The 19918-nt window shown below is 64.4% G+C and carries 18 protein-coding genes; 2 read left to right on the plus strand and 16 right to left on the minus strand.

Annotated elements, in window-relative coordinates:
* Nucleotides 1–2: 2 nt before the first annotated feature.
* From EL249_RS10490 to EL249_RS10515, 6 genes are all read right to left on the minus strand, one after another.
* Nucleotides 3–1223: a tetratricopeptide repeat protein gene (locus EL249_RS10490; RefSeq protein WP_170169607.1), complete on the minus strand. Its 1221-nt coding sequence runs from the start codon at nucleotides 1221–1223 to the stop codon at nucleotides 3–5.
* A gap of 122 nt (nucleotides 1224–1345) precedes the next feature.
* Nucleotides 1346–1732, minus strand: coding sequence for a DUF192 domain-containing protein (locus EL249_RS10495; protein ID WP_005672527.1), 387 nt, complete (start codon nucleotides 1730–1732; stop codon nucleotides 1346–1348).
* On the minus strand, nucleotides 1732–2628 hold the full coding sequence (locus EL249_RS10500; RefSeq protein WP_005672525.1) for a type II secretion system F family protein: 897 nt from the start codon (nucleotides 2626–2628) through the stop codon (nucleotides 1732–1734). The genes EL249_RS10495 and EL249_RS10500 overlap by 1 nt, the downstream gene beginning before the upstream one ends.
* Nucleotides 2629–2641: 13 nt before the next feature.
* On the minus strand, nucleotides 2642–3517 hold the full coding sequence (locus EL249_RS10505; protein ID WP_005672523.1) for a type II secretion system F family protein: 876 nt from the start codon (nucleotides 3515–3517) through the stop codon (nucleotides 2642–2644).
* 24 nt (nucleotides 3518–3541) lie between these two features.
* The gene (locus EL249_RS10510; RefSeq protein ID WP_169311653.1) at nucleotides 3542–5719 is read right to left on the minus strand and encodes a TadA family conjugal transfer-associated ATPase; all 2178 of its coding nucleotides are present in this window, start codon (nucleotides 5717–5719) and stop codon (nucleotides 3542–3544) included.
* A 134-nt stretch (nucleotides 5720–5853) separates the two neighbouring features.
* Nucleotides 5854–7158, minus strand: coding sequence for a type II and III secretion system protein family protein (locus EL249_RS10515; protein WP_005672521.1), 1305 nt, complete (start codon nucleotides 7156–7158; stop codon nucleotides 5854–5856).
* Nucleotides 7159–7471: 313 nt separating this feature from the next.
* Here EL249_RS10515 and EL249_RS10520 point away from each other — a divergent pair, with 313 nt between their 5' ends.
* Nucleotides 7472–7882, plus strand: a complete 411-nt coding sequence (locus EL249_RS10520) for a hypothetical protein (protein ID WP_083799441.1) — start codon at nucleotides 7472–7474, stop codon at nucleotides 7880–7882.
* A gap of 45 nt (nucleotides 7883–7927) precedes the next feature.
* Here EL249_RS10520 and cpaB read toward each other — a convergent pair whose 3' ends face one another.
* The 6 genes from cpaB to EL249_RS10550 form a co-directional block, all read right to left on the minus strand.
* Nucleotides 7928–8947 carry a Flp pilus assembly protein CpaB gene (cpaB, locus tag EL249_RS10525; protein ID WP_005672520.1) on the minus strand — a complete coding sequence of 340 codons (1020 nt, stop codon included), beginning with the start codon at nucleotides 8945–8947 and terminating at the stop codon, nucleotides 7928–7930.
* Nucleotides 8944–9246 carry a hypothetical protein gene (locus tag EL249_RS10530; protein WP_005672519.1) on the minus strand — a complete coding sequence of 101 codons (303 nt, stop codon included), beginning with the start codon at nucleotides 9244–9246 and terminating at the stop codon, nucleotides 8944–8946. The genes cpaB and EL249_RS10530 overlap by 4 nt, the downstream gene beginning before the upstream one ends.
* A complete protein-coding gene (locus tag EL249_RS10535; protein WP_005672518.1) occupies nucleotides 9246–9941 on the minus strand; it encodes a hypothetical protein in 696 nt (231 codons plus the stop codon). Before EL249_RS10535 ends, EL249_RS10530 begins: the two co-directional genes overlap by 1 nt.
* On the minus strand, nucleotides 9938–10888 hold the full coding sequence (locus EL249_RS10540; RefSeq protein WP_005672517.1) for a hypothetical protein: 951 nt from the start codon (nucleotides 10886–10888) through the stop codon (nucleotides 9938–9940). Before EL249_RS10540 ends, EL249_RS10535 begins: the two co-directional genes overlap by 4 nt.
* The gene (locus tag EL249_RS10545; protein ID WP_083799440.1) at nucleotides 10885–12270 is read right to left on the minus strand and encodes a Tad domain-containing protein; all 1386 of its coding nucleotides are present in this window, start codon (nucleotides 12268–12270) and stop codon (nucleotides 10885–10887) included. The genes EL249_RS10540 and EL249_RS10545 overlap by 4 nt, the downstream gene beginning before the upstream one ends.
* A 166-nt stretch (nucleotides 12271–12436) precedes the next feature.
* Complete coding sequence (locus EL249_RS10550) at nucleotides 12437–12733, minus strand: Flp family type IVb pilin (RefSeq protein ID WP_005672513.1); 297 nt, start codon at nucleotides 12731–12733, stop codon at nucleotides 12437–12439.
* A 455-nt stretch (nucleotides 12734–13188) separates the two neighbouring features.
* Here EL249_RS10550 and EL249_RS10555 point away from each other — a divergent pair, with 455 nt between their 5' ends.
* The gene (locus tag EL249_RS10555) at nucleotides 13189–13911 is read left to right on the plus strand and encodes a class I SAM-dependent methyltransferase (protein WP_197721584.1); all 723 of its coding nucleotides are present in this window, start codon (nucleotides 13189–13191) and stop codon (nucleotides 13909–13911) included.
* Between the two features lie 148 nt (nucleotides 13912–14059).
* Here EL249_RS10555 and aceA read toward each other — a convergent pair whose 3' ends face one another.
* The 4 genes from aceA to EL249_RS10575 form a co-directional block, all read right to left on the minus strand.
* On the minus strand, nucleotides 14060–15370 hold the full coding sequence (gene aceA, locus EL249_RS10560) for an isocitrate lyase (RefSeq protein ID WP_040529656.1): 1311 nt from the start codon (nucleotides 15368–15370) through the stop codon (nucleotides 14060–14062).
* A gap of 377 nt (nucleotides 15371–15747) precedes the next feature.
* The gene (locus EL249_RS10565; RefSeq protein ID WP_005672507.1) at nucleotides 15748–18438 is read right to left on the minus strand and encodes an ABC transporter permease; all 2691 of its coding nucleotides are present in this window, start codon (nucleotides 18436–18438) and stop codon (nucleotides 15748–15750) included.
* A gap of 44 nt (nucleotides 18439–18482) precedes the next feature.
* On the minus strand, nucleotides 18483–19526 hold the full coding sequence (gene waaC, locus EL249_RS10570) for a lipopolysaccharide heptosyltransferase I (RefSeq protein ID WP_005672505.1): 1044 nt from the start codon (nucleotides 19524–19526) through the stop codon (nucleotides 18483–18485).
* Between the two features lie 102 nt (nucleotides 19527–19628).
* The gene (locus EL249_RS10575) at nucleotides 19629–19844 is read right to left on the minus strand and encodes a hypothetical protein (RefSeq protein ID WP_148669031.1); all 216 of its coding nucleotides are present in this window, start codon (nucleotides 19842–19844) and stop codon (nucleotides 19629–19631) included.
* Nucleotides 19845–19918 lie beyond the last annotated feature (74 nt).

Consider the following 19918-nt stretch of genomic DNA (forward strand, 5'->3'; position numbering starts at 1 on the left):
TTTCACGCAGGGTTCCGACGAGGCACGTGCACAGCCGGTGCCTCATCCAGATACTCGATCATCGGCCTTGTGGCGGGGCCCTTGCCGGAACCTTGGCCTGTCACACCTTCCGGCAGTCTCCCCTCGGCTGCGATGGGCGTTTCCGCGCCCCCAGCCGAATACGGCCCGGACGCAGACTGTGCCCCGGAACCTGGCTGTACCGGATAGCCGATCAGCATCGCAGGCGGCGACGAATCCTTCGGCCCGTATGCATCCCGTGCCGTCTGGCGCGTCGGTTTCTGACCGACCGGATCGTTCGATACCTTCCCGTGGCGAGTGACCTGTACAGCCCGATTCTCCCAAACCGTTCGTGCATCCATGTCCACGGACTGCGCGTCTGGCCCCGCTGCGTCTACATCCCGAGAAAAGGCAGGGTCACGAGAAACACCAGAACTACCGGGAATGCCTGAAGGAACGCCTGGTCTGGCCGGAACACCCCCCAGCATCTGCTGGATCCGACCTACCTGAGCCAGCACACTGTCCACAAGCACGGCTTCGGCCTGCTCGGTCAGGCCCGCCGCTTCTCGCACGGCCGGACTCTGCTGCAGCAAGGCAATATGGTCCAGCGATGTCTGCGTCTGCGCCACCGACAGCGTGAGCAGGTTGACCATGCCCTTCAGGCGCAACGCCTGCTGCTGCACATCCGGCTCAGAATCACGGCCCACACTCCCCTTTGCTGCACCTGCGCTGGCGCCCCTGGAGAATCCACGCTCTACGCCGCGAGAACCCGACACCGACACACCGTCTGTCGTGCCTGCTCCCGATTGGGCCGGGCCATCCACCAGAAGATGACGGTAGGCATCCAGCGCCGCGCCAGCCGAGCCTGCACGCTGGTGGATATTGCCAACACGCAGCCAGGCCGCATTACGATACTGCGGCGCCAGTTCGATCAGCGACGAAAAGATGCGCAGCGCCTCGACATCCTCGCCTTTGCGGTAATGCTGCTCCGCTTCATCGTAGAGCTGCTGCAGCATCTGCGCCGACAGCCCGTTCTGGTTCAACGCCATGCGCGGGCATGACAGCGACGCCTCCGTACCCGCGGCATGCGGCACCACCCGCCTGGCATCCACACCAGCCGGCGAACTGAAAGATGAAATGCACCGGGAGCCATCCCCCCACGACTGAGCCGCCTGGGCAGGAGGCATGAACAGCATGGCAGCGCCACACACCAGTGATGACAGCATCAAGCGACTTGCTCCGAACACAGCCCCTTCCCGGCAGCGCATCACCGCTGAGCCGCGAGGTTCAACACTTTCAGATCGAATCTTCATGACATGCTCTGAACGATTGACGTCACCACGTGGTTTTACTTCGCCGCCCTGAACGTGCCGCCCTCCGGACTGAAGATGTCTTCATCCGGTACCAGTTGCAGCCGCATTCCCGGACGGATGTCCAGCCGGGAGACTTCACCTTCCCGAAGCTCCAGCACCGCACGGGCACGGCGACAGATCCGCATCCCGAAGCGTGGTAGACGACAGCAGCGCAGCACCTTCTGATCACGGTCCAGAAACACGATATCCAGCGCATGCGCCATGCCCATCCCATGGACGGCATTCGTCTTCGGAAAGAACATGCCGGCGCCGTGCCGCGGTTCCGGATGCGCAATCAGTCCACGAGCCCGCTGCCACCAGGTACGTGCATGGTGCACGTGGATGCGCACGCGATCCGTGTCGAATTCGGCATGGGCGTTCATCAGAATAGGCCTCCTTCCATAATCCGGATGGCGATCGGGAAGAACACGATGATGAAGGTGCACGGAAATATGCAGATCATCAGCGGAAACAACATCTTGACCGGCGCCTTCAGCGCCATGGCCTCGGCCTGCATGAAGCGTTCGTTGCGTCGCTGATCGGCCTGGGCACGCAGGATCGGTCCCAGGCTGGAGCCCTGCTTCTCGGCCGTCAGAATGGCGGCCACCCAGTTGGAAATGGCCGGAATGCGCAACCGTTCGGCCAGTGCCCGCAACGATTCAGCCCGGGTTCGGCCCGCGCGGATGTCACGAAGCACGCGACGCAACTCTTCGGACATCGGTCCGGTTGGCCCCTTGTCCACCGCATGCTGCAACGCGCCCGTCATGTTGGAGCCCGCCTCGATGGCCAACGTGATGATGTCCAGGTAAAAGGGCAGCGCCTTGGCAATCTGCCGCGTGCGACGGGCCCCTAGGTCACGTAGCCAGCTCACCGGCAGAAAGGCGCCCACCACAAGGGCCAGCACACACCACGGCAGGCTGGGCAACCCATGCGGCAGCCACGCCAGCACCAGCAGCGCCAGGGCCAGCAGCGCGCCCAGCACCTGACCGGCCACGAACTGCTCCGGCGTCAGTGCGAACTCCAGACCACCGCGGCGCAACTGCTCGTGCAGCCGTCGCCGCATTGTCGGCGACACCAGCGGCGTCACCCAGAACGTGGTCGCATGTCCCAGCCAGCCCAGCAGCGCCCAATAGCGCGGCGGATCATCCTGATATTCGTTCTTCTGCTGCTTCGGTACCTCGGCCGCAGCCCGTGATCCCGCCAGCATGAAGAGCCATATGCACAACACCAAGGCCCCGACCGCCACGAAAGGCAGCACCGATGAAATCCAGCCGTTCATGATCTTTCCTCACTCAGATATCGATAGCCATGATGCGGCGGATGAAGAGCAGCCCCACGATCTCCAGCACGGCCACCACGCTGCACACGATCCAGCCTTGCCAGCTGTGCAGCAGCGGCGCCATGGCCGTGGGCTCGATGGCAAACAGCGCAGCCCCCACGCCCAGGGGCAGCAGCACCATCACCCAGCCCTGCATCCGACCCTGCGCGGTCAGCGCCATGATCTTGTCCTCCAGCGCCATCTTCTTGCGGATGGTGTCGGCCAGCCGCTCCAGCGTCTCGGCCAGGTTGCCGCCGCTTTCATTGGCAATGCGCACGGCGGCCCCGAACAGTCGCAGGTCATCACAACCCATCCGGCGTTCCAGATTCAGCAGCGCATCATCCAGCGTCACCCCCAGCCGCAGCTCCCGCAGCATCAGCTCGAATTCCTGACCACCGGGTGCAGGCAGCTCGCTGGCCATCTGCCGCAGCGCCAGCGTCATGCTGGCACCCGCGCGCACCGCGCCGGCAATCAGCATCATGGCGTCGGGAAGTTGCCGGGCAAACAGCTTTCGCCGCTGTGCGCCCAGGTGGCGGATGAGCAGGCTGGGCAGTGCCCCCAGCGCGACAATGACCGCCACCACCAGGAAGAGCGATCCCGTCAGCAGCCAGATGAGGCCGCAGGCCAGTGCGCACAGCAGCAGGTTGGCGCGAAACAGCCGGTCCACGTCGACAAACAGCAGCAGGTCCTTCATGCCGTGTCCCACGCGACCGCTGAAATGCCGTCGATAGCCCTCGCCGGCCTTCACGGCACCCGGCATCAGCACCAGCACCGCCATCACCACCGCCACGCCCAGCGACAGTGCCGCCACCCAGAACCAGCCATCGAATCCGGTCGAAGCATTCATCATTGTGTGCCCCTTGCGTCTGGCCGCTCACGCGGTCACCGCGTCGTCCTCGAAGATGCTGAAATCCACGGACACCCCTCGATCACGCAGCGCCTCGTAGAACGAAGGCACCTCATCGCAGGCCCGGAACCGTCCCTGTACACGGCTGTTCTTCAATCCGGTCTGCTCATAGCGGAAGATTTCGTGGCTCTGGATCTTGCCGCTTTCCACGCCACACACCTCGGTGATCGACGTGATGCGACGCGACCCATCCGGAAAACGCGCCTGGTGGATGATCAGGTCCACCGCACTGGCGATCTGTTCACGCAGCGCCGCCAGCGGAAGCTCCACCCCGGCCATCAGCATCAGCACCTCCAGCCGCGACAGCACGTCGCGCGGCGTGTTGGCGTGAACCGTCGTCATCGAGCCCTCGTGACCGGTATTCATCGCCTGCAGCATGTCGAGCGCCTCGCCGCCCCGGCATTCACCCACGATGATGCGATCGGGCCGCATGCGCAGCGCGTTCTTGACCAGATCCCGGATGGTGATGGCCCCGCGCCCCTCGGCATTGGGGGGCCGCGATTCCAGCGACACTAAGTGCGGGTGCATCAGCTTCAGCTCAGCCGCGTCCTCGATGGTGATCAGCCGCTCCCCCACCGGAATCAGGTTCGACAGCACGTTCAGCAGCGTCGTCTTGCCCGAGCCTGTGCCGCCCGAGACGATGATGCTCTTGTGCTGCTCCACACAGATGCGCAGGAATTCCATCATCGCCGGCGAAGCGCTCTGGTTGGCCACCAGCGTATCTGGCGTCATCACCGTGCGGTTGAAGCGCCGGATGGTGATGGTGGGCCCTTTCAGCGCCACCGGCGGAATGATGGCGTTGACCCGCGAACCATCAGGCAGACGCGCATCCACCAGCGGCGAGGACTCATCGATGCGCCGGCCCAGCGGCGCCACGATGCGCTCGATCACGTTGCGGATGGCATCATCGTCCGAGAACGCCAGCGGCACCTGCTGCAGCTTGCCCTTGCGCTCCACGAAGATGTCGGTGGCACTGTTGACCATGATCTCGCTGATCAGCGGGTCGGTCATCAGCCGCTCCAGCGGCCCCAGGCCCACGGCCTCATCTACGCTGTCCTGCACCAGCATGTCACGGTCGATGTCGGGCGGCAGGTTCTGCATGCCGGCCACGATCCGCTCCACCGCCGAACGCACCTCGGCCTTCACCTCGTCGGCCGAGAACTGGGTGAGGTTGCTGCGCCGCAGATCGATCACCTCCAGCAGCTGCCGTTGCACCAGGCGCCGCCAGCCCAACGCCTTGCCCTGTTCCTGCGCGGCCCGCGCATAGTCGGCCAGACGGACCTGGTCGATGCCGTCGTCGGCACCGCGCCAGCCGGCATCGGCAGCAGCGCCCATGGACACGACCTTGCCGCCGTCCCTGACGCCAGCACCGCCGGACGCTTCACCTTGCTCATCAGCGTCACCTGCTTCGCCTCTGATGGCGTCGGGGCGCTCACCGGAATCGCCGTGTTCACGCGAATCCCTGTGTTCCCCCGGATCGCGGCGATCACCAGCCACATGGCCGCCCACAGAGCCGGAGCCGGAGCCGGAGCCGGAGCCACAGGCATGGTCATGCCCCTCCAGGCCGCCATCAGCACGGCAACCTTCTCCTGCCGTCGGCATTGCGTCATTCACCGGCGTGGCCAAGGTTCTTCCTGAGATGCCCTGCCCCGACTGACCATCACCGTGATCAGAAGCCCCCTCGTCATCCGATCGACGGCTCACCGCATTCCGAAGCAATACCGCAGCCCCGGTCGCGGCATGATCCCCTTCGGGTGCAATCTTCGGCGCTGCGGGTGCCTCCCTCCCTTCGACATCCGTCTCCAGCCCGTCATCATCCAGCAGCGCCGAGCGCCCCGATGCAGGAAGCCGCAACCCGCTGCCCTGCACGCGCAGCCGATAGCCAGCCACCACGATCTCGTCCCGTTCGGACAGCGGGCCGTACTCCACTACCCGCTCGCCGTTGACGCGGGTACCGACGATGGTGCCCAGGTCCACCAGCTTCACACCACGGCCAATGCGTTGAAGCTCGGCGTGTACGCGCGCCACGCGCCAGCCGCCCAGCTGCACCTCGGCCTCCTTGCCCCGGCCGATACGGCACGGCAGGCCTGCCACCGGAACGGTGCGGCTTTCCCTGCCCTCTTCCTCGATCACGATTTCCAGCATGTCCGTCACCTGACATTGAAAGGCTTTCATTGCACCGCAAGCGGCTTCCATCGTCGCGGCATCCTTGCCGCCTGCCATCGACCGGCCTAGTCCATCCCGGCGACCATGGCGGATGGGCGCTGCGACGCCCAGGCTCAATCCAGCATGTCGAACTGCTTCTTGAGCGCATCGGCCCGCTGCTGCAGGGCCTGAACACGAGGATCCACGGCGGGCGCCGAACCCTGCTCACTGAGCCGTGGCGTGATCAGCACCACCATCTCGGATTCACGCTGGCGGAAACGCTTGGAGCGGAACAGATGGCCCAGGATGGGCAGGTCACCCAGGCCCGGAATCTTGGTGATGGCGCCCGACATCTCGTTGCGCACCATGCCGGCAATCACCAGCGTCTCGCCCGGGCGCAGGTTCACATCGGTGTTGGAACTTTGCTTGCGCAGGCCCGGTACGCCCATGACCGTCACCTCATCGTCGATGGACGAGACCTCGGTATGCAGGCTGGCCGAAATAACGCCCTGGGCATTGACCACCGGCTCCACCTCGAAGCGCACCCCATACTCCTTGAAATCGACGTTGGCCGCACCGTTGGCGCTCAGCACCGGAATGGGCAGCTCACCGCCTGCCACGAAACGCGCCTTTCCGCCCGAGCGGGTGGAAAGACGTGGCTCGGCCAGCACCGCCGCATCACCGTTCTGCACCATCAGGTCGATCATGCTGCTGAGCGAAGAGACCATCGATGCGCTGGTGGCAAAGGGATGAATGCGTGGCGCAACAGCAAAGCCTCGCGTGGCCGCAGCGCCCCCTTCCGGCAGGAACGCCCCGCTGCGCTTGAAGTCACCGATGACGCCGAAGCTGGGGCCTGACACCGCCCAATCCCCGGCGCCGCCGCCCTGCCAGCGCACACCCAGCTGCTTCAGCGCATTGCGGCCGATCTCGATCATCTTCACTTCCAGGTTGATCATCTGCTCATAGCCGCGACGGCTGACCAGACTGATGACCTGCGGGTAGCGCTTGACCAGCTCAGCCGCACGCCAGGCGCCTTCCTCAGTGGGGTTCTGACCTTCCAGAAGAATCCGGTCGCCCAGCGCCCGGGCACGCACCCCGCTGTTCTCGCCCAGCAGCAGGTTCATATCCTGCGCCAGCCGCACGCTGTTCGACTCCGTCACCAGGATCTGATACTTGCGAATACCGCCCCCCTTGAGCCACAGGTGCAGCGTCGTCTCGCCCGGTGCTTCCGGAATCAGGAGGAGCTGCCGGTCATCCAGCCAGTTGGCCTGCAACACGCGCCCCGAGCCCAGTGCAATGCGCAGAACCTGGCCCACTTCCATCAGATGCCCCTGCCCCAAGGACAGGGTGATTGTTTCGATCGCGTCCGTGGACGTCATCGTGGACGACGGACGCAGAACGGATGCCGCAGCGCCCACCTCATTCATGCGGGTGGTCATTCGAGTGGACGTACTTGCGGGCGCACTTGTGGACGTGCGCATCACGTCGGGCGTCGCGGCAGCAGGCCTGGGCGCTGCCGGCATGATCACGCCTCGGGCAGACGCAATCTCCTGTCGGTTTGCGCGGGAGACGCCTCCCGCTGGGTTCATCTCCTTTCGCAGCTGCTGCTGTCGCTCGGCAGCAGCCAGCAGCGCGGCACGTCGGTCAACCACCAGCCGGGCACTTGCCGTCGTAGATTGCATATCAGGCTGGATATACGGTGCTGCATCCTGTTGCGTGCCATTTTGCGCATCCCGCCGGACAGCCACACGCATGGACGGCACACGTTCTGCCGATGCCGATGCCAGGGTTGGGGTTGGCTTCGATGCCGATGCCGATGCCGATGCCGATGCCGATGCCGCTATGGATTCTGCTTTGGATGCCGATGCCAACGTGGATCTCGATTCCGTGACGCGGGCCAGCAGGGCCTCCAGAGGATCTTCCTGCTGCGTGTCCTTCACAGCTCCTGTAGCTACGGGAACGACACTTCCGGACTTCACCTGCTTCGGGGCTCCATTGCTTGCTGAAGCCACCGGTACGCCCTGCGCGAGGACCGACTGCATCGACAGCGCCCCCAGCAGCGCCACGCAGATCGTCTTGGGCCAGAAGGATCGGGAAGAGAACGGATCAGCCTTCACGGTGCGGTGTTCCTGCAGCGACGGTTCAAACGAGGATGGAATATGAGAGAACATGGCGTGCTCTGCTTTCACGAGAATTCGGAATGAGGGATCAGCGATTCGTCAACGAATTGCCGGATTCCTCGGCCTGCACTTGCGCCTGCATCTGAGCCTGGGTCAGCGTCTGAGCCTGTGCCTGAACAGCCATCGTCGGCGTGACAGGCTTGGCAGCCCCGGGCTGCAGGCTGTAGGCCGGCATCCGTCCGATCATCGGCTGGCCCATGCCCCCCACGATCATCTGCGGGCGACGATCCTGCCGTGCCACCACCTTGCGAGGCGCCACCGCCGGACGTGCCGGTTGTGGGAACAGGCTGCGCAGGTCCACGGCCGCAGCATCCATCGGCATGCCGTCGTCAGGGTTGCGCAGCACGGCCGTCAGCCGGCCGGCACGCTGCGCCACGATCAGACGTTGCGCCTGGCTGGGCGTCACTTCCACCGTCACCGACGAGAAGCTTCGATCATCGCCGTTGTCGTTTGCGCCAGGACGCACCTGGCGGCCCGTAGCCATCACCAGCAGGTTCTGCAACAGCGGCACGGTGGCGTCGTGCTCGGCTTCACCATGTCCGCTGGCCGAAGGGGGTCGTGCCGTCAGCAGCAGGTCGATGCGGTCCCCCGGCTGCAGCATGCCGGAGATGGAATTGATCTCGTCGACGGAGATGGTCAGTGCGCGGATGCCCGGCTTGACGCGCGACGAGAACACGAGCTGCTCGGCGGATGACACGGCGGCCGTCGAGAGCATCTCGCCAGGACGCATGGGCAGCAGCAGACGCTGGCCCACCAGGGCGTCGAACTGCTCCGGCGTCACCACCGAGCTGGACACGTATTCGGCCGGTACGGAGCGGATGGCCATGGTTTCGCCGCTCACGATCTCGCCCTTGTCGAGCGTGGCATTGGCCACCACCACATCGACCATCTGCTGGGCCACGGGCGCCAGGCGCTCGCGCTCGGCCTGGACCTGTTCATTCACGTAGCGTGAGCCGGCATAGATCGCCACGCCACCACACAGCATGGCGGCTGACATCAGCAGCAGGTTTCGATGACGTTCGAGGATCCGGATGACGATGGGATTCATGGCAGTGACATGGCGTAGGAAAAGTGGGAATAGTTCTGCTGAATGGCGACCAGAATCTTCTTCATCGCGCTGGGTTCCCCATGAAAGAGGACCAGACACAGCGCAAGTCCGATCAGCAGATACTCGATGGAGGCCTGGCCGCGCTGTGAAAGCCGCCGTCGCCGGCCGATGTCGACATGGTGCGCGGGTTCGTCTCCTGTGCCCATGTCACAATGAAGCCCCTGCAAACCTGGCCTAGTCCGGGCGGCGATTTCTGACGGACAGGCGGCCAGATGGATGATCCGATGCGTGACTTTCATCACCGCCTCCAGTGCATCACGGCAAACTGCCGGTTGCCTTGCTTGGATACGGCCAGCACCACTTCCTCGCCCTGTCGGCCGTAGATGGTGGCCTGGGCATCCTTGCCACCGCCCTCACGCGAATCGCTGATGAGCTGATAGCCCTGCTTCTGCAGCTTGCGACCGATCCAGTTGTCCAGGCGCACCACGCTGTCGTCCGTACTGGCCACGAAGGTGCTGGTGCGGTGTCCGCCATCCACGTGCGAAATGGCGGGCATCGGCCGTGCCGTGGCCGGCAGCAGCCCCTTGAACCAGCGCTCATCCTCGGCCAGCGCTGCCTCGGCCTTCTGGTCAGGCTTCCAGCGAATGCGCCGCCCCTCGATGCCCGGACCGCTGCGCTTCATCTCCACCGTCTCGATGACATCGCCATCCATATGCGTCATGACCTGCCAGCCATCACGCTGGCTGCGCATCGGTGGCAGATCCGGACTCGCCCAGTCCTCCTCCAGACGGCGCATGGCGTCTTCCACCGAACCGCTGTCCCGAAACTGGCTGATGCTGACACGACCACCGGGCAGCAGGCTGTCGGTCATCAGCATCTGCTCATGCGGCTGAAAGCGCGGCGCAGCCTGGGCAGGTATCGATGCCATGCCGATGCCTGCCAGCAGCATGGCAGCCAGCATCGATCTTGCAGGATTGAACTTGTGCATGCTCATGGACGTGTCTCCGTGTTCGGTGGCGGGAGGCGGTCCTCCGGAACAATCTCCACATCCACCTGGTGGTAGTTGAACTTATTGCCGTTGCTTTCCTTGAAGATCTTGCTTGGCGAGCGGATGAGGTGAACCAGGGGTTGATGAACCAGCTCGATGAACCGCTCGGGATCGCCGTTGGGCAAGCTGTTCACCATGTCCGTCGGCAGAACATGGGCGACATCGTTGGTGGCCTTGATCAGCTCCCGGCCGGATGGCAGGCGTCGCCCCTTGTCCAGACGGGACGCCAGGCTGCTGGCTTCCGATCCCTTGGCACTGGACGCATTCCAGGCATCGGCCAATATCCCCAGGCGGCTGTCGAAGGTCAGCATCGGGTCATGGTTCAGGTTCAGCTTGCCCCACAACCACGTATCCATCGGAGCACGACTCTGGACCTGCGCGGAGAACAACCCGCCACGAGCCGCCAGCCCGAACCGGCCGGGGCCGGACACATCGGACGCAGCACTCAGGAACGCTTCAACCCGCCGCTGTCCCTTGAACGCATCGAAATTCTCGTGATCGATCCGGAGCGCCACATCCTTGTAGCTCTGCAACAGCGCATTGCCTTTCCGGTCCACCCAGAAACGGTTCCGCTCCTGTTCCAGCTGATCATCCGCCGGGGTTTCATCCGATCGCAGGCCAAGCAACGTCTTGCTGAAATGACGCCGACGGATCTGATCGGCAATGTCATCCGTTGCCTGGCCGTTTCGACAGGCCTCGAAGCGGACCGAACACTCGAAGGCTGCGGTGCGCGATGCCGACACCGTGGCCTGTCGCATGTCCTGATACTTGGCCAGCAGCGGTACCGCCACAAAGAACGGCAGCATCACGAAGGAAATCACGACCATGGTTTCCGCCAGTGCCTGGCCACGTTGGCCGCGCCCTGAAAGGTGCTCCTTGAGGACCATGTTCATCTCCCGAGCGTTCCCAGGGCGCCCGCCATGGCCCGCTCCTGCGCATCCACGCCCACCAGGCGAACCTGCCAGTAGGGGCTGTACATGCTGGCGTACTCCACCCGTTCATTTCCGCCCGGCGGGCGGCGGAAGTACACCTGAGCGGACGACATGGCAACCATGGCCGCATCTCTGCGGAAGTCTGCAAACGCGTCCTTCAGCTTGAGACGCCCTGCCCCCAGACCGGTCTGATCGGCCGTGTTGATCGTGTTCTTCTTCTGAATCACGCCAATCACCGTCACCTTGTCGGTGGGGAAACGGCTGTTCTCCCGCATGGCCTTGCTGTTCTCATCCAGATCCCTGACCGCAGGAAGCCCCAGATAGGCTCTTGCCGACCAGAACCCGGATCGGTCGATCAGCCGATAGGCGCGCCCGTTATCATGCTTCTGGCTGCTGGCCTGCCCATTCAGGCGATCCATGGACTGCTTGGGATCCTTGGCAATCTCGACGCCACTCCAGGCCAGAGGCATGGCTTCCCGCGTCCTTCTCTTGTGCAGCCATCTTCTATGATGGATGGACAACGTGTCATAGGACTGCCACCGATCCATGGCGGTGGTATCGTGATCCCGGATCATTTCCGTCTGACCGCGCCAGACCAGCCAGTCTGTTGTCCCCGGTATCCAGACCTTCAGTCCCCGATTCACCGAATACTCATCCAGCGATCGCTGGACGAGATCCTTGAGCCGGCTCCGATCCTCATCACCATGATTCCGGGTCATCTGATCACCCAGCGTTCCACGGATCAGATAGCCATGAAAGTGCTCGTCCGTCTTCTTCATCACCTCATTGGTGAGCTGGTTCAGCACATAGCCATTGGTCGTCCCCCATATCACATCCTGGCTGACGGCCAATGCATGGATGTAGGCACTTCGTCCGGCCACTTCCACGGCGCTCATGATCCGAAGTGCCTTGTTCAGGTTGGTGACGACCCGTTCAACAGCGCGCAGATAGGCATTCAGGGGCGGGATGACTCTGGACACGGTTTCCAGGTTCTTGACGGCCTGCGTGATGAAGCCCGCGTATGAAACCAATGTCGCCGTCTGCGCAATGGCCACTTCGTTGAAGATGATGGCGCGGTTGCTGTAGGCGTAGTAGTTGAAGGCACGGGCCCGCCAGAGGCCGGCACTGTAGGCAGCGGCATCCGTCGCGTTGACCAGGCGCATGCGGGCGGTGGTCACCTGTCCGGTGGAAAACTGATAGAAAGTCAGCACCGCCACGATGACCAGCAGGAACATGCCGAAGATCAGCGCCTGGCCAGACTGTCGCGCAGCAGGTCGTCGGCCAGATCGACGGGATGAAAAGGCCCGGGTGCGTGAGCAGCCGGGCCGGATCGTGTGTCGCATCACATCATGCTCCAGACGAGTTGACGGACAATGCGGAGTCGATGGTCACAAGGGGGCGGCTTCGATGAGTGCCAGGTGTCTGCCCTGCCCGATGCAGCCCCGACCCTTGTCGGAGCTGCATCGGAAGCCTGGAAGGACCGGATGACCGAAGCCGCGCTCCCTGCCATCAGTGGTTGTTGCTGTTGTAGTTGTTGAGCGTGGCCTTGGCCTTGGCGGCATTGACCGCCTTGTCGCTGGCGCTCTTGGCCTCCTTGATGCCTTTGTCCGCATTCTCGCCAGCCAGCTCCAGCGCAATGCCGGCAGTGGCGCCACGTACTGACTGGCCCAGGAAGGAATAGACGCCGATGGCGGCCACGCCCACCAGCGCAACGATGACGATGTACTCTGTCATGCCCTGACCCAGCGATTTGCGGCGGGAAACGGTACGGGTGGCGGTGCGGGGGGTGCTGACTGCTTGTGCCATTTGGAAGCTCCGTGTGGCTTGTTGAAGGAGGCTCCATCTTGGCGGATCAAGGCCTTTCCGACGATCGGCATCGCGGATGGCCCGGCCTAGTCCGACAGGTGTCCGTGGGGACTGAAATGCGCGGCCCATCGGTATCCGACAGCTGTGATCGATTTCCTGAAGTGGCGCATGCTCTCTGGGAAAACGCCTTCACCTTCTCCAGAACCCGGGAGAAATAAGCACAGACAAAAGGCAGATTTCCTTGCCTGGCCATGCGGGCACCCGTCCCGATGGCTCGGTCGATTGGCCGATCAGAATCGCCGTTCATCAGGGCGTTCCAGGTGCTCTGCACCGGCGGTGGCCTGGCATGTTGCCCGCCATGCCCTGTCGGGCGTGGCTCCTTTGTGCATGAGGGAGGTAGCGATGTGCCAGAATGGGCTTCTCCCCTTGACCCGTCGCCCCTGGGGTGATCCGCCATGTCTCGCCCCCCTGATCATGCCGTCGACGAAGCCGCCAACGGACCGTCTGGCCGGCCTTCTGGCTCCCTGCCGATGACGGCCGAACAGATCGCTTCCCAGCTACGCTGCCCACAAGGCGAGCTGGGCAAGGAATTCGGACGGGTGATGAACCTGCGCAATCTGTCGATGATCCTGGGAGCGTTGGTACAGCTGGATCTGCAGGCGGGCAACCGGGTGCTGGAGCTGGGAGCTGGCGATGGCGGGCTGCTGGGGTATCTGCTGTCACGGGCGCCCGAGCTTCAGTACATCGGGCTCGACATCTCGGAGACGATGGTGGCGCAAGCTCAGGCCTTCAATGCACCCTTCATCCAGGCCGGCCTGGCCGATCATGTGCTTTATGACGGCACACGGCTGCCGCTGGCAGATGCGTCGTTCGACCGGGCGCTGGCGGTGAACACGGTGTATTTCTGGGCAGACATGCCGGCAATGCTGGCAGAGCTTGCACGGGTGCTGAAACCGGGCGGCCGGCTTTGTCTGACGTTTGCCGAAAAGGCCTTCATGCAGCGGCTGCCGTTTGCCGCGCACGGCTTTGCGTTGTGGGATGCCACCGACATCGAGCAACAGGTGGGCGCCCTGCCCCTGCAGCGGGTGGCGCGTGTGCAGGAAGAGGATCTGGCTGTCAGCAAGGACGGGCGGCTGGTGAAGCGGCCCTATGTGCATCTGGTGATGGAGAGGGCATGACGGAAGGAGCCTGATGCGGGGAAGCGGGTTGCAGACCAGAAGCTGAAAACGGGCCGGGTGACGCTGATTGCGTCATCCCGGCCCGCCTGATGGGCGGTGCCCCTACTCAGGCACCGTCAGCTTCCCGGCTGAATGGCAGATGCCTGGATCAGCCCTTGGACTTGTCGAAGAACTGTTCGTCTTCGGTGGAGCCCTTCAGCGCCGTGGTGGAGCTTTCAGCACCCTCGATGGCGGTGGTCACGGCATCGAAGTAGCCGGTACCGACCTCACGCTGGTGCTTGACGGCCGTGAAGCCCTTGTCAGCGGCGGCGAACTCGGCCTGCTGCAGCTCAACGAAGGCCGACATGTTTTCACGTGCATAGCCGTAGGCCAAGTTGAACATCGAGTAGTTGAGGGCGTGGAAGCCGGCCAGCGTGATGAACTGGAACTTGTAGCCCATGGCACCCAGTTCACGTTGGAACTTGGCGATGGTGGCGTCGTCCAGGTTCTTCTTCCAGTTGAAGCTGGGCGAGCAGTTGTAGGCCAGCAGCTTGCCGGGGAACTGCTTGTGGATGGCCTCGGCAAAGTTGCGGGCATACTCCAGGTCCGGCTTGCCGGTCTCGCACCACACCAGGTCAGCATACGGCGCGTAGGCCAGACCCCGCGAGATGGCCTGGTGCAGGCCCGGCTTGGTGCGGAAGAAGCCTTCGACGGTACGCTCGCCGGTCAGGAAGGGCTTGTCGTTGTCGTCCACGTCGGAGGTGACCAGGTCGGCTGCCTCGGCGTCGGTACGGGCCACCAGCACGGTGGGCACGCCGCACACGTCAGCCGCCAGACGGGCTGCGATGAGCTTGGCCACGGCTTCACGGGTGGGCACAAGCACCTTGCCGCCCATGTGACCGCATTTCTTGACGGAGGCAAGCTGGTCCTCGAAGTGGACACCGGCAGCGCCGGCATCGATCATGGCCTTCATCAGTTCGAAGGCGTTGAGCACGCCACCGAAGCCTGCCTCGGCATCCGCCACGATGGGGGCGAAGTAGTCGACGTAGCCGGCATCGCCCGGGTTCTTGCCCTCGGACCACTGGATCTGGTCAGCGCGGGTGAGCGTGTTGTTGATGCGGCGGACCACCTGCGGCACCGAGTTGGCCGGATAGAGCGACTGGTCGGGGTACATCTCGCCCGCACCGTTGGCGTCGCCCGCCACCTGCCAGCCCGACAGGTAGATGGCCTTCAGGCCGGCCTTGACCTGCTGCATGGCCTGGTTGCCGGTCAGCGCGCCCAGGGCGTTGATGAAGGGCTCTTCGTTGAGCAGCTTCCAGAGCTTTTCGGCCCCACGGGTGGCCAGCGTGTGCTGGGCCTGCAGCGAACCGCGCAGCCGCACCACGGTGTCTGCGCTATAGCCACGACGAACACCGCGCCACCGTGGGCTCTCCGACCATTCTTTCTGTAGGGCCTGAGCTTGCTGTTCGCGTGAAGTCATGATGCTTGTCTCCTGTTGTGACGATGAAAGCCGTGGGTCTGGCGGGAGAGGCTCAGCTGGCCTGTCCGTCGATCCGTCATGTGTCCATGATAGGCCTTCATTGCTGCAGGGCAACTAGGGAAAGCCCCCAAAACAGGGCAAGAAAAATTCCCTTCAAAAACAATCAACTAAAGAAATATTTTTGTATTGCGACAAGAATATTTTGTAATAAGAAATCTCGACGCTGCTTTGCAAACAACCGGCATTTCATATTGCGGAACATGCTTCACCCTTCTGAAAACCAGGGCTTTTGCCGATCTATTGCCGATCTATTGCCGATCTATTTCCGCTCGTACGACAGCGCCGCCGTGCCGGCATGACGGTGCTGCCTCCGATGCTCAGGCGCCACGCAGGGCGCGCAACGGCGGGGTATCCAGCAGGCGCCAGATGTTCCAGCCCCCTGCCAGCACGATGAACAGCATGCTGGCCAGGATGCTGCCCGAAAGCAGCCAGAGGCTGGGCTGGTAGGCAAAGTCGAAGACCTCCCGGGCCAGCAGCCAGCCCAGCAGCGTGGCACCGGCGGCCCCCATCAGCCCGGCCAGCAGGCCGGTCAGGGACAGTTCCAGCAGCTGCACGAGGCCCAGCTGCCGGCGTGATGCGCCCAGCGCACGCATCAAGGCGATCTCGGCCACCCGTTCGTCGCGCACGCTGCCCATGGCGGCGTAGAGCACCACACAGCCCGCGGCCAGCGTGAACAGGAACAGGAACTGCACGGCCTGCACGACCTGGCCGATCATCGTCTGGATCTGCGCCGTGATGGCGCCCGTATCGACAATGGTGAGGTTGGGCATGGCACGGGTCAGCTGTCGCACCAGCCCTTCCCTGCCCGGCGGCAGATGGAACGAGGTGATCAGGCTCTGCGGCTGTGAGGCCAGCGCCGCGGGCGAGCCGATCATGAAGAAGTTGACCTGCATCGAATCCCACTTCAGCTCCCGGCTGCCCACCAGGGTCATTTCCACGGGCTGGCCGGCCACATCGAAGCGCAGGTGGTCACCCAGCTTCAGGCCCAGGGTGTTCATGATGCCGACCTCGGCCGAGACCTCGGCGGCCTGGGGATGGATCCAGCGGCCGGCAGCCAGCCGATTGTGGCCCGGCATCCGGTCGGTGTAGGAGAGATTGAATTCGCGGTCAACGAGGCGCTGGGCCCGATCATCCGGATAGTCCTGCGGGCGGACGGGACGGTCGTTGATGGCCACCAGGCGCCCCCGCACCATCGGGTAGAGCAGCACCTCGCCCAGGCCGGCCTCGGCCAGCATCCGGCGGACGTCCGCCTGCTGATCGGGCTGGATGTTGATGACGAAGCGGTTGGGGGCATCGGGTGGCGCAGCCTGCTGCCAGGCGGCCAGCAGGTCATTGCGGACGACGGTGAGCAGCAGCAGCGCCATCAGGCCGATGGTGAGGGCCACGATCTGCACGGCCGTCATGGACAGTCGCCGGGACCAGCCCGTCAGCGCCAGGCGCAGCACCAGCGCCCAGCCGCCACGGGTCCGTTTCGGGCGCAGACGTGCGGCCAGCCAGACTCCGCACATGGCCAGCAGCACGAAGGCCAGGCCCGCGACGACAAAGCCGCCCAGGGCCAGCAGCGACAGACGGGCCTCACCCACCAGCCAGAACAGCAGCAGGCCAAAGGCCCCCAGCGCAACGGCCAGCACCAGCCAGACGGACAAGCCGGGAGCGCCCAGGTCACGGCGCAACACGCGCAGCGGCGTGACGCCGGCCAGTCGCAGGACAGGAACGGCGGCAAAGCCCAGCACCAGCACCACGGCCACCAGCAGGGCCTGCAGCGCCGGCCAGGCCGACGCTGCGGGCAGCGAGGTCTCCAGCATCACGCGAGCCACACCGGTGAGCGCATGATGGGCCACCCAGCCCAGGATGACGCCCAGGGCGCCCCCGGCCAGCGCCAGCCAGAGCATCTCCAGCATCAGGGTCCGGGCCAGCACGCGCTGGGTCAGCCCCATGGCCTTCAGGATGGCAAAGCCATCCAGGTGGCGCTCGGCAAAGCGGCGGGCGCCCAGGCCGATGGCCACGGCGGCGATCAGGGCCGACAGCAGCGAGACCAGCGCCAGGAACTGACGCGCACGCACGAGCGTGTTCTGAATCTCGGGGCGGCCTGCTTCCAGATTCTCCAGACGTTGGCCTGCACCCAAGCGGGGCTGCAGCCATTCCTGGAATTCTGAAATGGCCTGAGCCTCCCCAGCCACCAGCAGGCCATGGCTGATGCGACTGCCGGGGCGGACCAGGCCGGTGGCCGGCAGATCGTCAATCGACAGCATCAGTCGTGGCGCGAAGTTGACAAAGGAAGCACCGCGACTGGGCTCCATCAGGATGAAGCGGTCGATAGTGAAGCGGGCATTGCCCAGGGCCAGTGTATCCCCGAGCTTCAGGCCCAGCCCCTGCGCCAGGGATTCGTCCACGAAGACGGAACCGGCCGGCGGGCCATGCTGGATGGTCTGCGATGTGCGGGCCTGTAGATCACCAGGCGCGGCCGTTTCGTTGGCCGACGAAGGACCTCGGGCGGGTGCCTGCTGCGAATCCGCCAGTCTGCCTGGGGACGCTCCGTCATCGGTCCCGGACACGCCCGCGAACGGACCGGCTTCGTCGGCCGTGACGGTCAGTTCACCCCGCAGCGGGTAGTCATGGCTGACGGCGAGCACCGAAGCCAGCTGCGTGAGGGGAAGTGCCTCGTCCTCGTCTTCTGCATCCGCAGCCGGCGTGGAAGACTCGGCCATGGCCATGCTGGGAAACGAGGCGGTATGCGCCACCCGAAGCCCCAGTGCCCGTGCCTTCCGGGTCCAATCCTCAGGAATGGGCCGGTCGGCACGAAGCACCAGATCCCCACCCAGCAGGTGCAGGGCCTGTTCGTTCAGTGCACGATCCAACCGATCAACAAAGAATCCGACAGTGGTCACGGCGGCGACTGCCACCAGCAGGGCCACCAGCAGCAGATTCAGCTCACGGGCCAGCAGGTCGCGCCACAGCAGCAGGAAGGACAGGCGCAAGGCAGAGGCACGCGAGGCAGTCGGTGACATGGTCGGAGAAGAAAGCAAGGAAACGAAGCGGGCGAAGGGTGTTCTCAGGCGCCCGCAGGAGGTGCGGCGGGCACCGGGGTGTCCACCGGTGTTGCCTTCAGGCCCTCATCCACCGCAGCCAGCACGTCAGCCGTGGCCGGAATGACGCCGACGCCTCCGAAGCTGGCGCAGAAGCTGTCGCCCGAAACGGCACACTGCACGGCGTCAAAGTCGGCAAAGATGCCGATCGTGGGACGTCCCAGCGCGCCGGCCAGATGGGTGAAGCCCGTATCAAGGCCAACGACGATGCGGGCCATGCGGATGACGCGTGCGGCGTCGCGCACCGACAGGAAAGGAGGCACCACCGAGGCGGTAGCCTGGGCGCCCGCTGCCTGCACGGCAGCATCGGCCAGTCGCCGGGCGCGTGCCTCTTCGGCGGGTGAGCCCCAGAACCAGACCAGGTCCAGCCCGGCCCGCTGGAGGTGGACGGCCACCTCCAGCCACTGCGCCTCGGGCCAGAGCTTGGCGTCACGGCTGGCACCGGTGACCAGCAGCGCCATGGGCCGCCCCTGCGGCAGCCAGGGGGCTTCGTCGATGCCCAGGTGCGGCACGGTCAGGCCGAAGCGGGCCGGCGTGTCGATGGAATAGCCGAAGGCGCCGGCACCAATGGCACGATTGCGCCGCACCACGTGCCAGTCACGCGGGACCGGCACGGGACGATCGTAGGCGAGCGCCGCCAGCGGCTCCCGGGCCGAGGCACGATCGGGGCCCACGCGCACGCCGCCCCGGGCCATGCGCACCACAGCTGCACTCTTGAGAAGTCCCTGGCAGTCGAGGATCCAGTCATAGCGACGGCCGCGCAGTGTCTGCCAGAAGGCCTGCATGGCCGCCCGTGTCTCGGACTTGCCCAGCGACTTTCGCCAGCGTCGCCAGGACAGCGGAATGACCTCATCGACGGCCGGATTCATGGCCGGCAAGGCCGAAAAGGCCGATTCGACGACCCACTCGATGCGGGCATCGGGAAACTGTGCACGCAAGTCGGTGGCCAGGGGCTGGGCATGGACGACATCCCCCATGGAGGACATCTTGACGATCAGGATCCGGTTCATCGGCAACAGACAGCAGAAAAACAGGCGGCAGAAACTGAAACGCCGCACCAGCCCAGGGACCGGTGCGGCGTTTCAGATAAGAACGAATAACGTCAGAAAAGATCAGCTGAGACCAAGCTCACGGAGCATGTTACGCTCTTCGATGGCCCGACGCGCCTCGCGCAGACGCTTGGCCTGCTCGGTGACGGCGATGTCCGCATAGTCTTCCGGGCGCGATTCGACGCGACCGGCACGCATACGGGCGGCATGCCGAGCCGTGACGATGGCGCTATGATGATGCGCGGTCATGGCTGAATTAGGTTTACGAGTCGATTTCATCCCTGAGTCCCGTTAAGCTAAGAATGAAAGGCGTGCTTCTTGCAGGCGCAGGAAGGAATTGTCGCCGAAACACA

This window comes from Lautropia mirabilis (assembly GCF_900637555.1).
GTDB classification, from domain to species: domain Bacteria; phylum Pseudomonadota; class Gammaproteobacteria; order Burkholderiales; family Burkholderiaceae_E; genus Lautropia; species Lautropia mirabilis.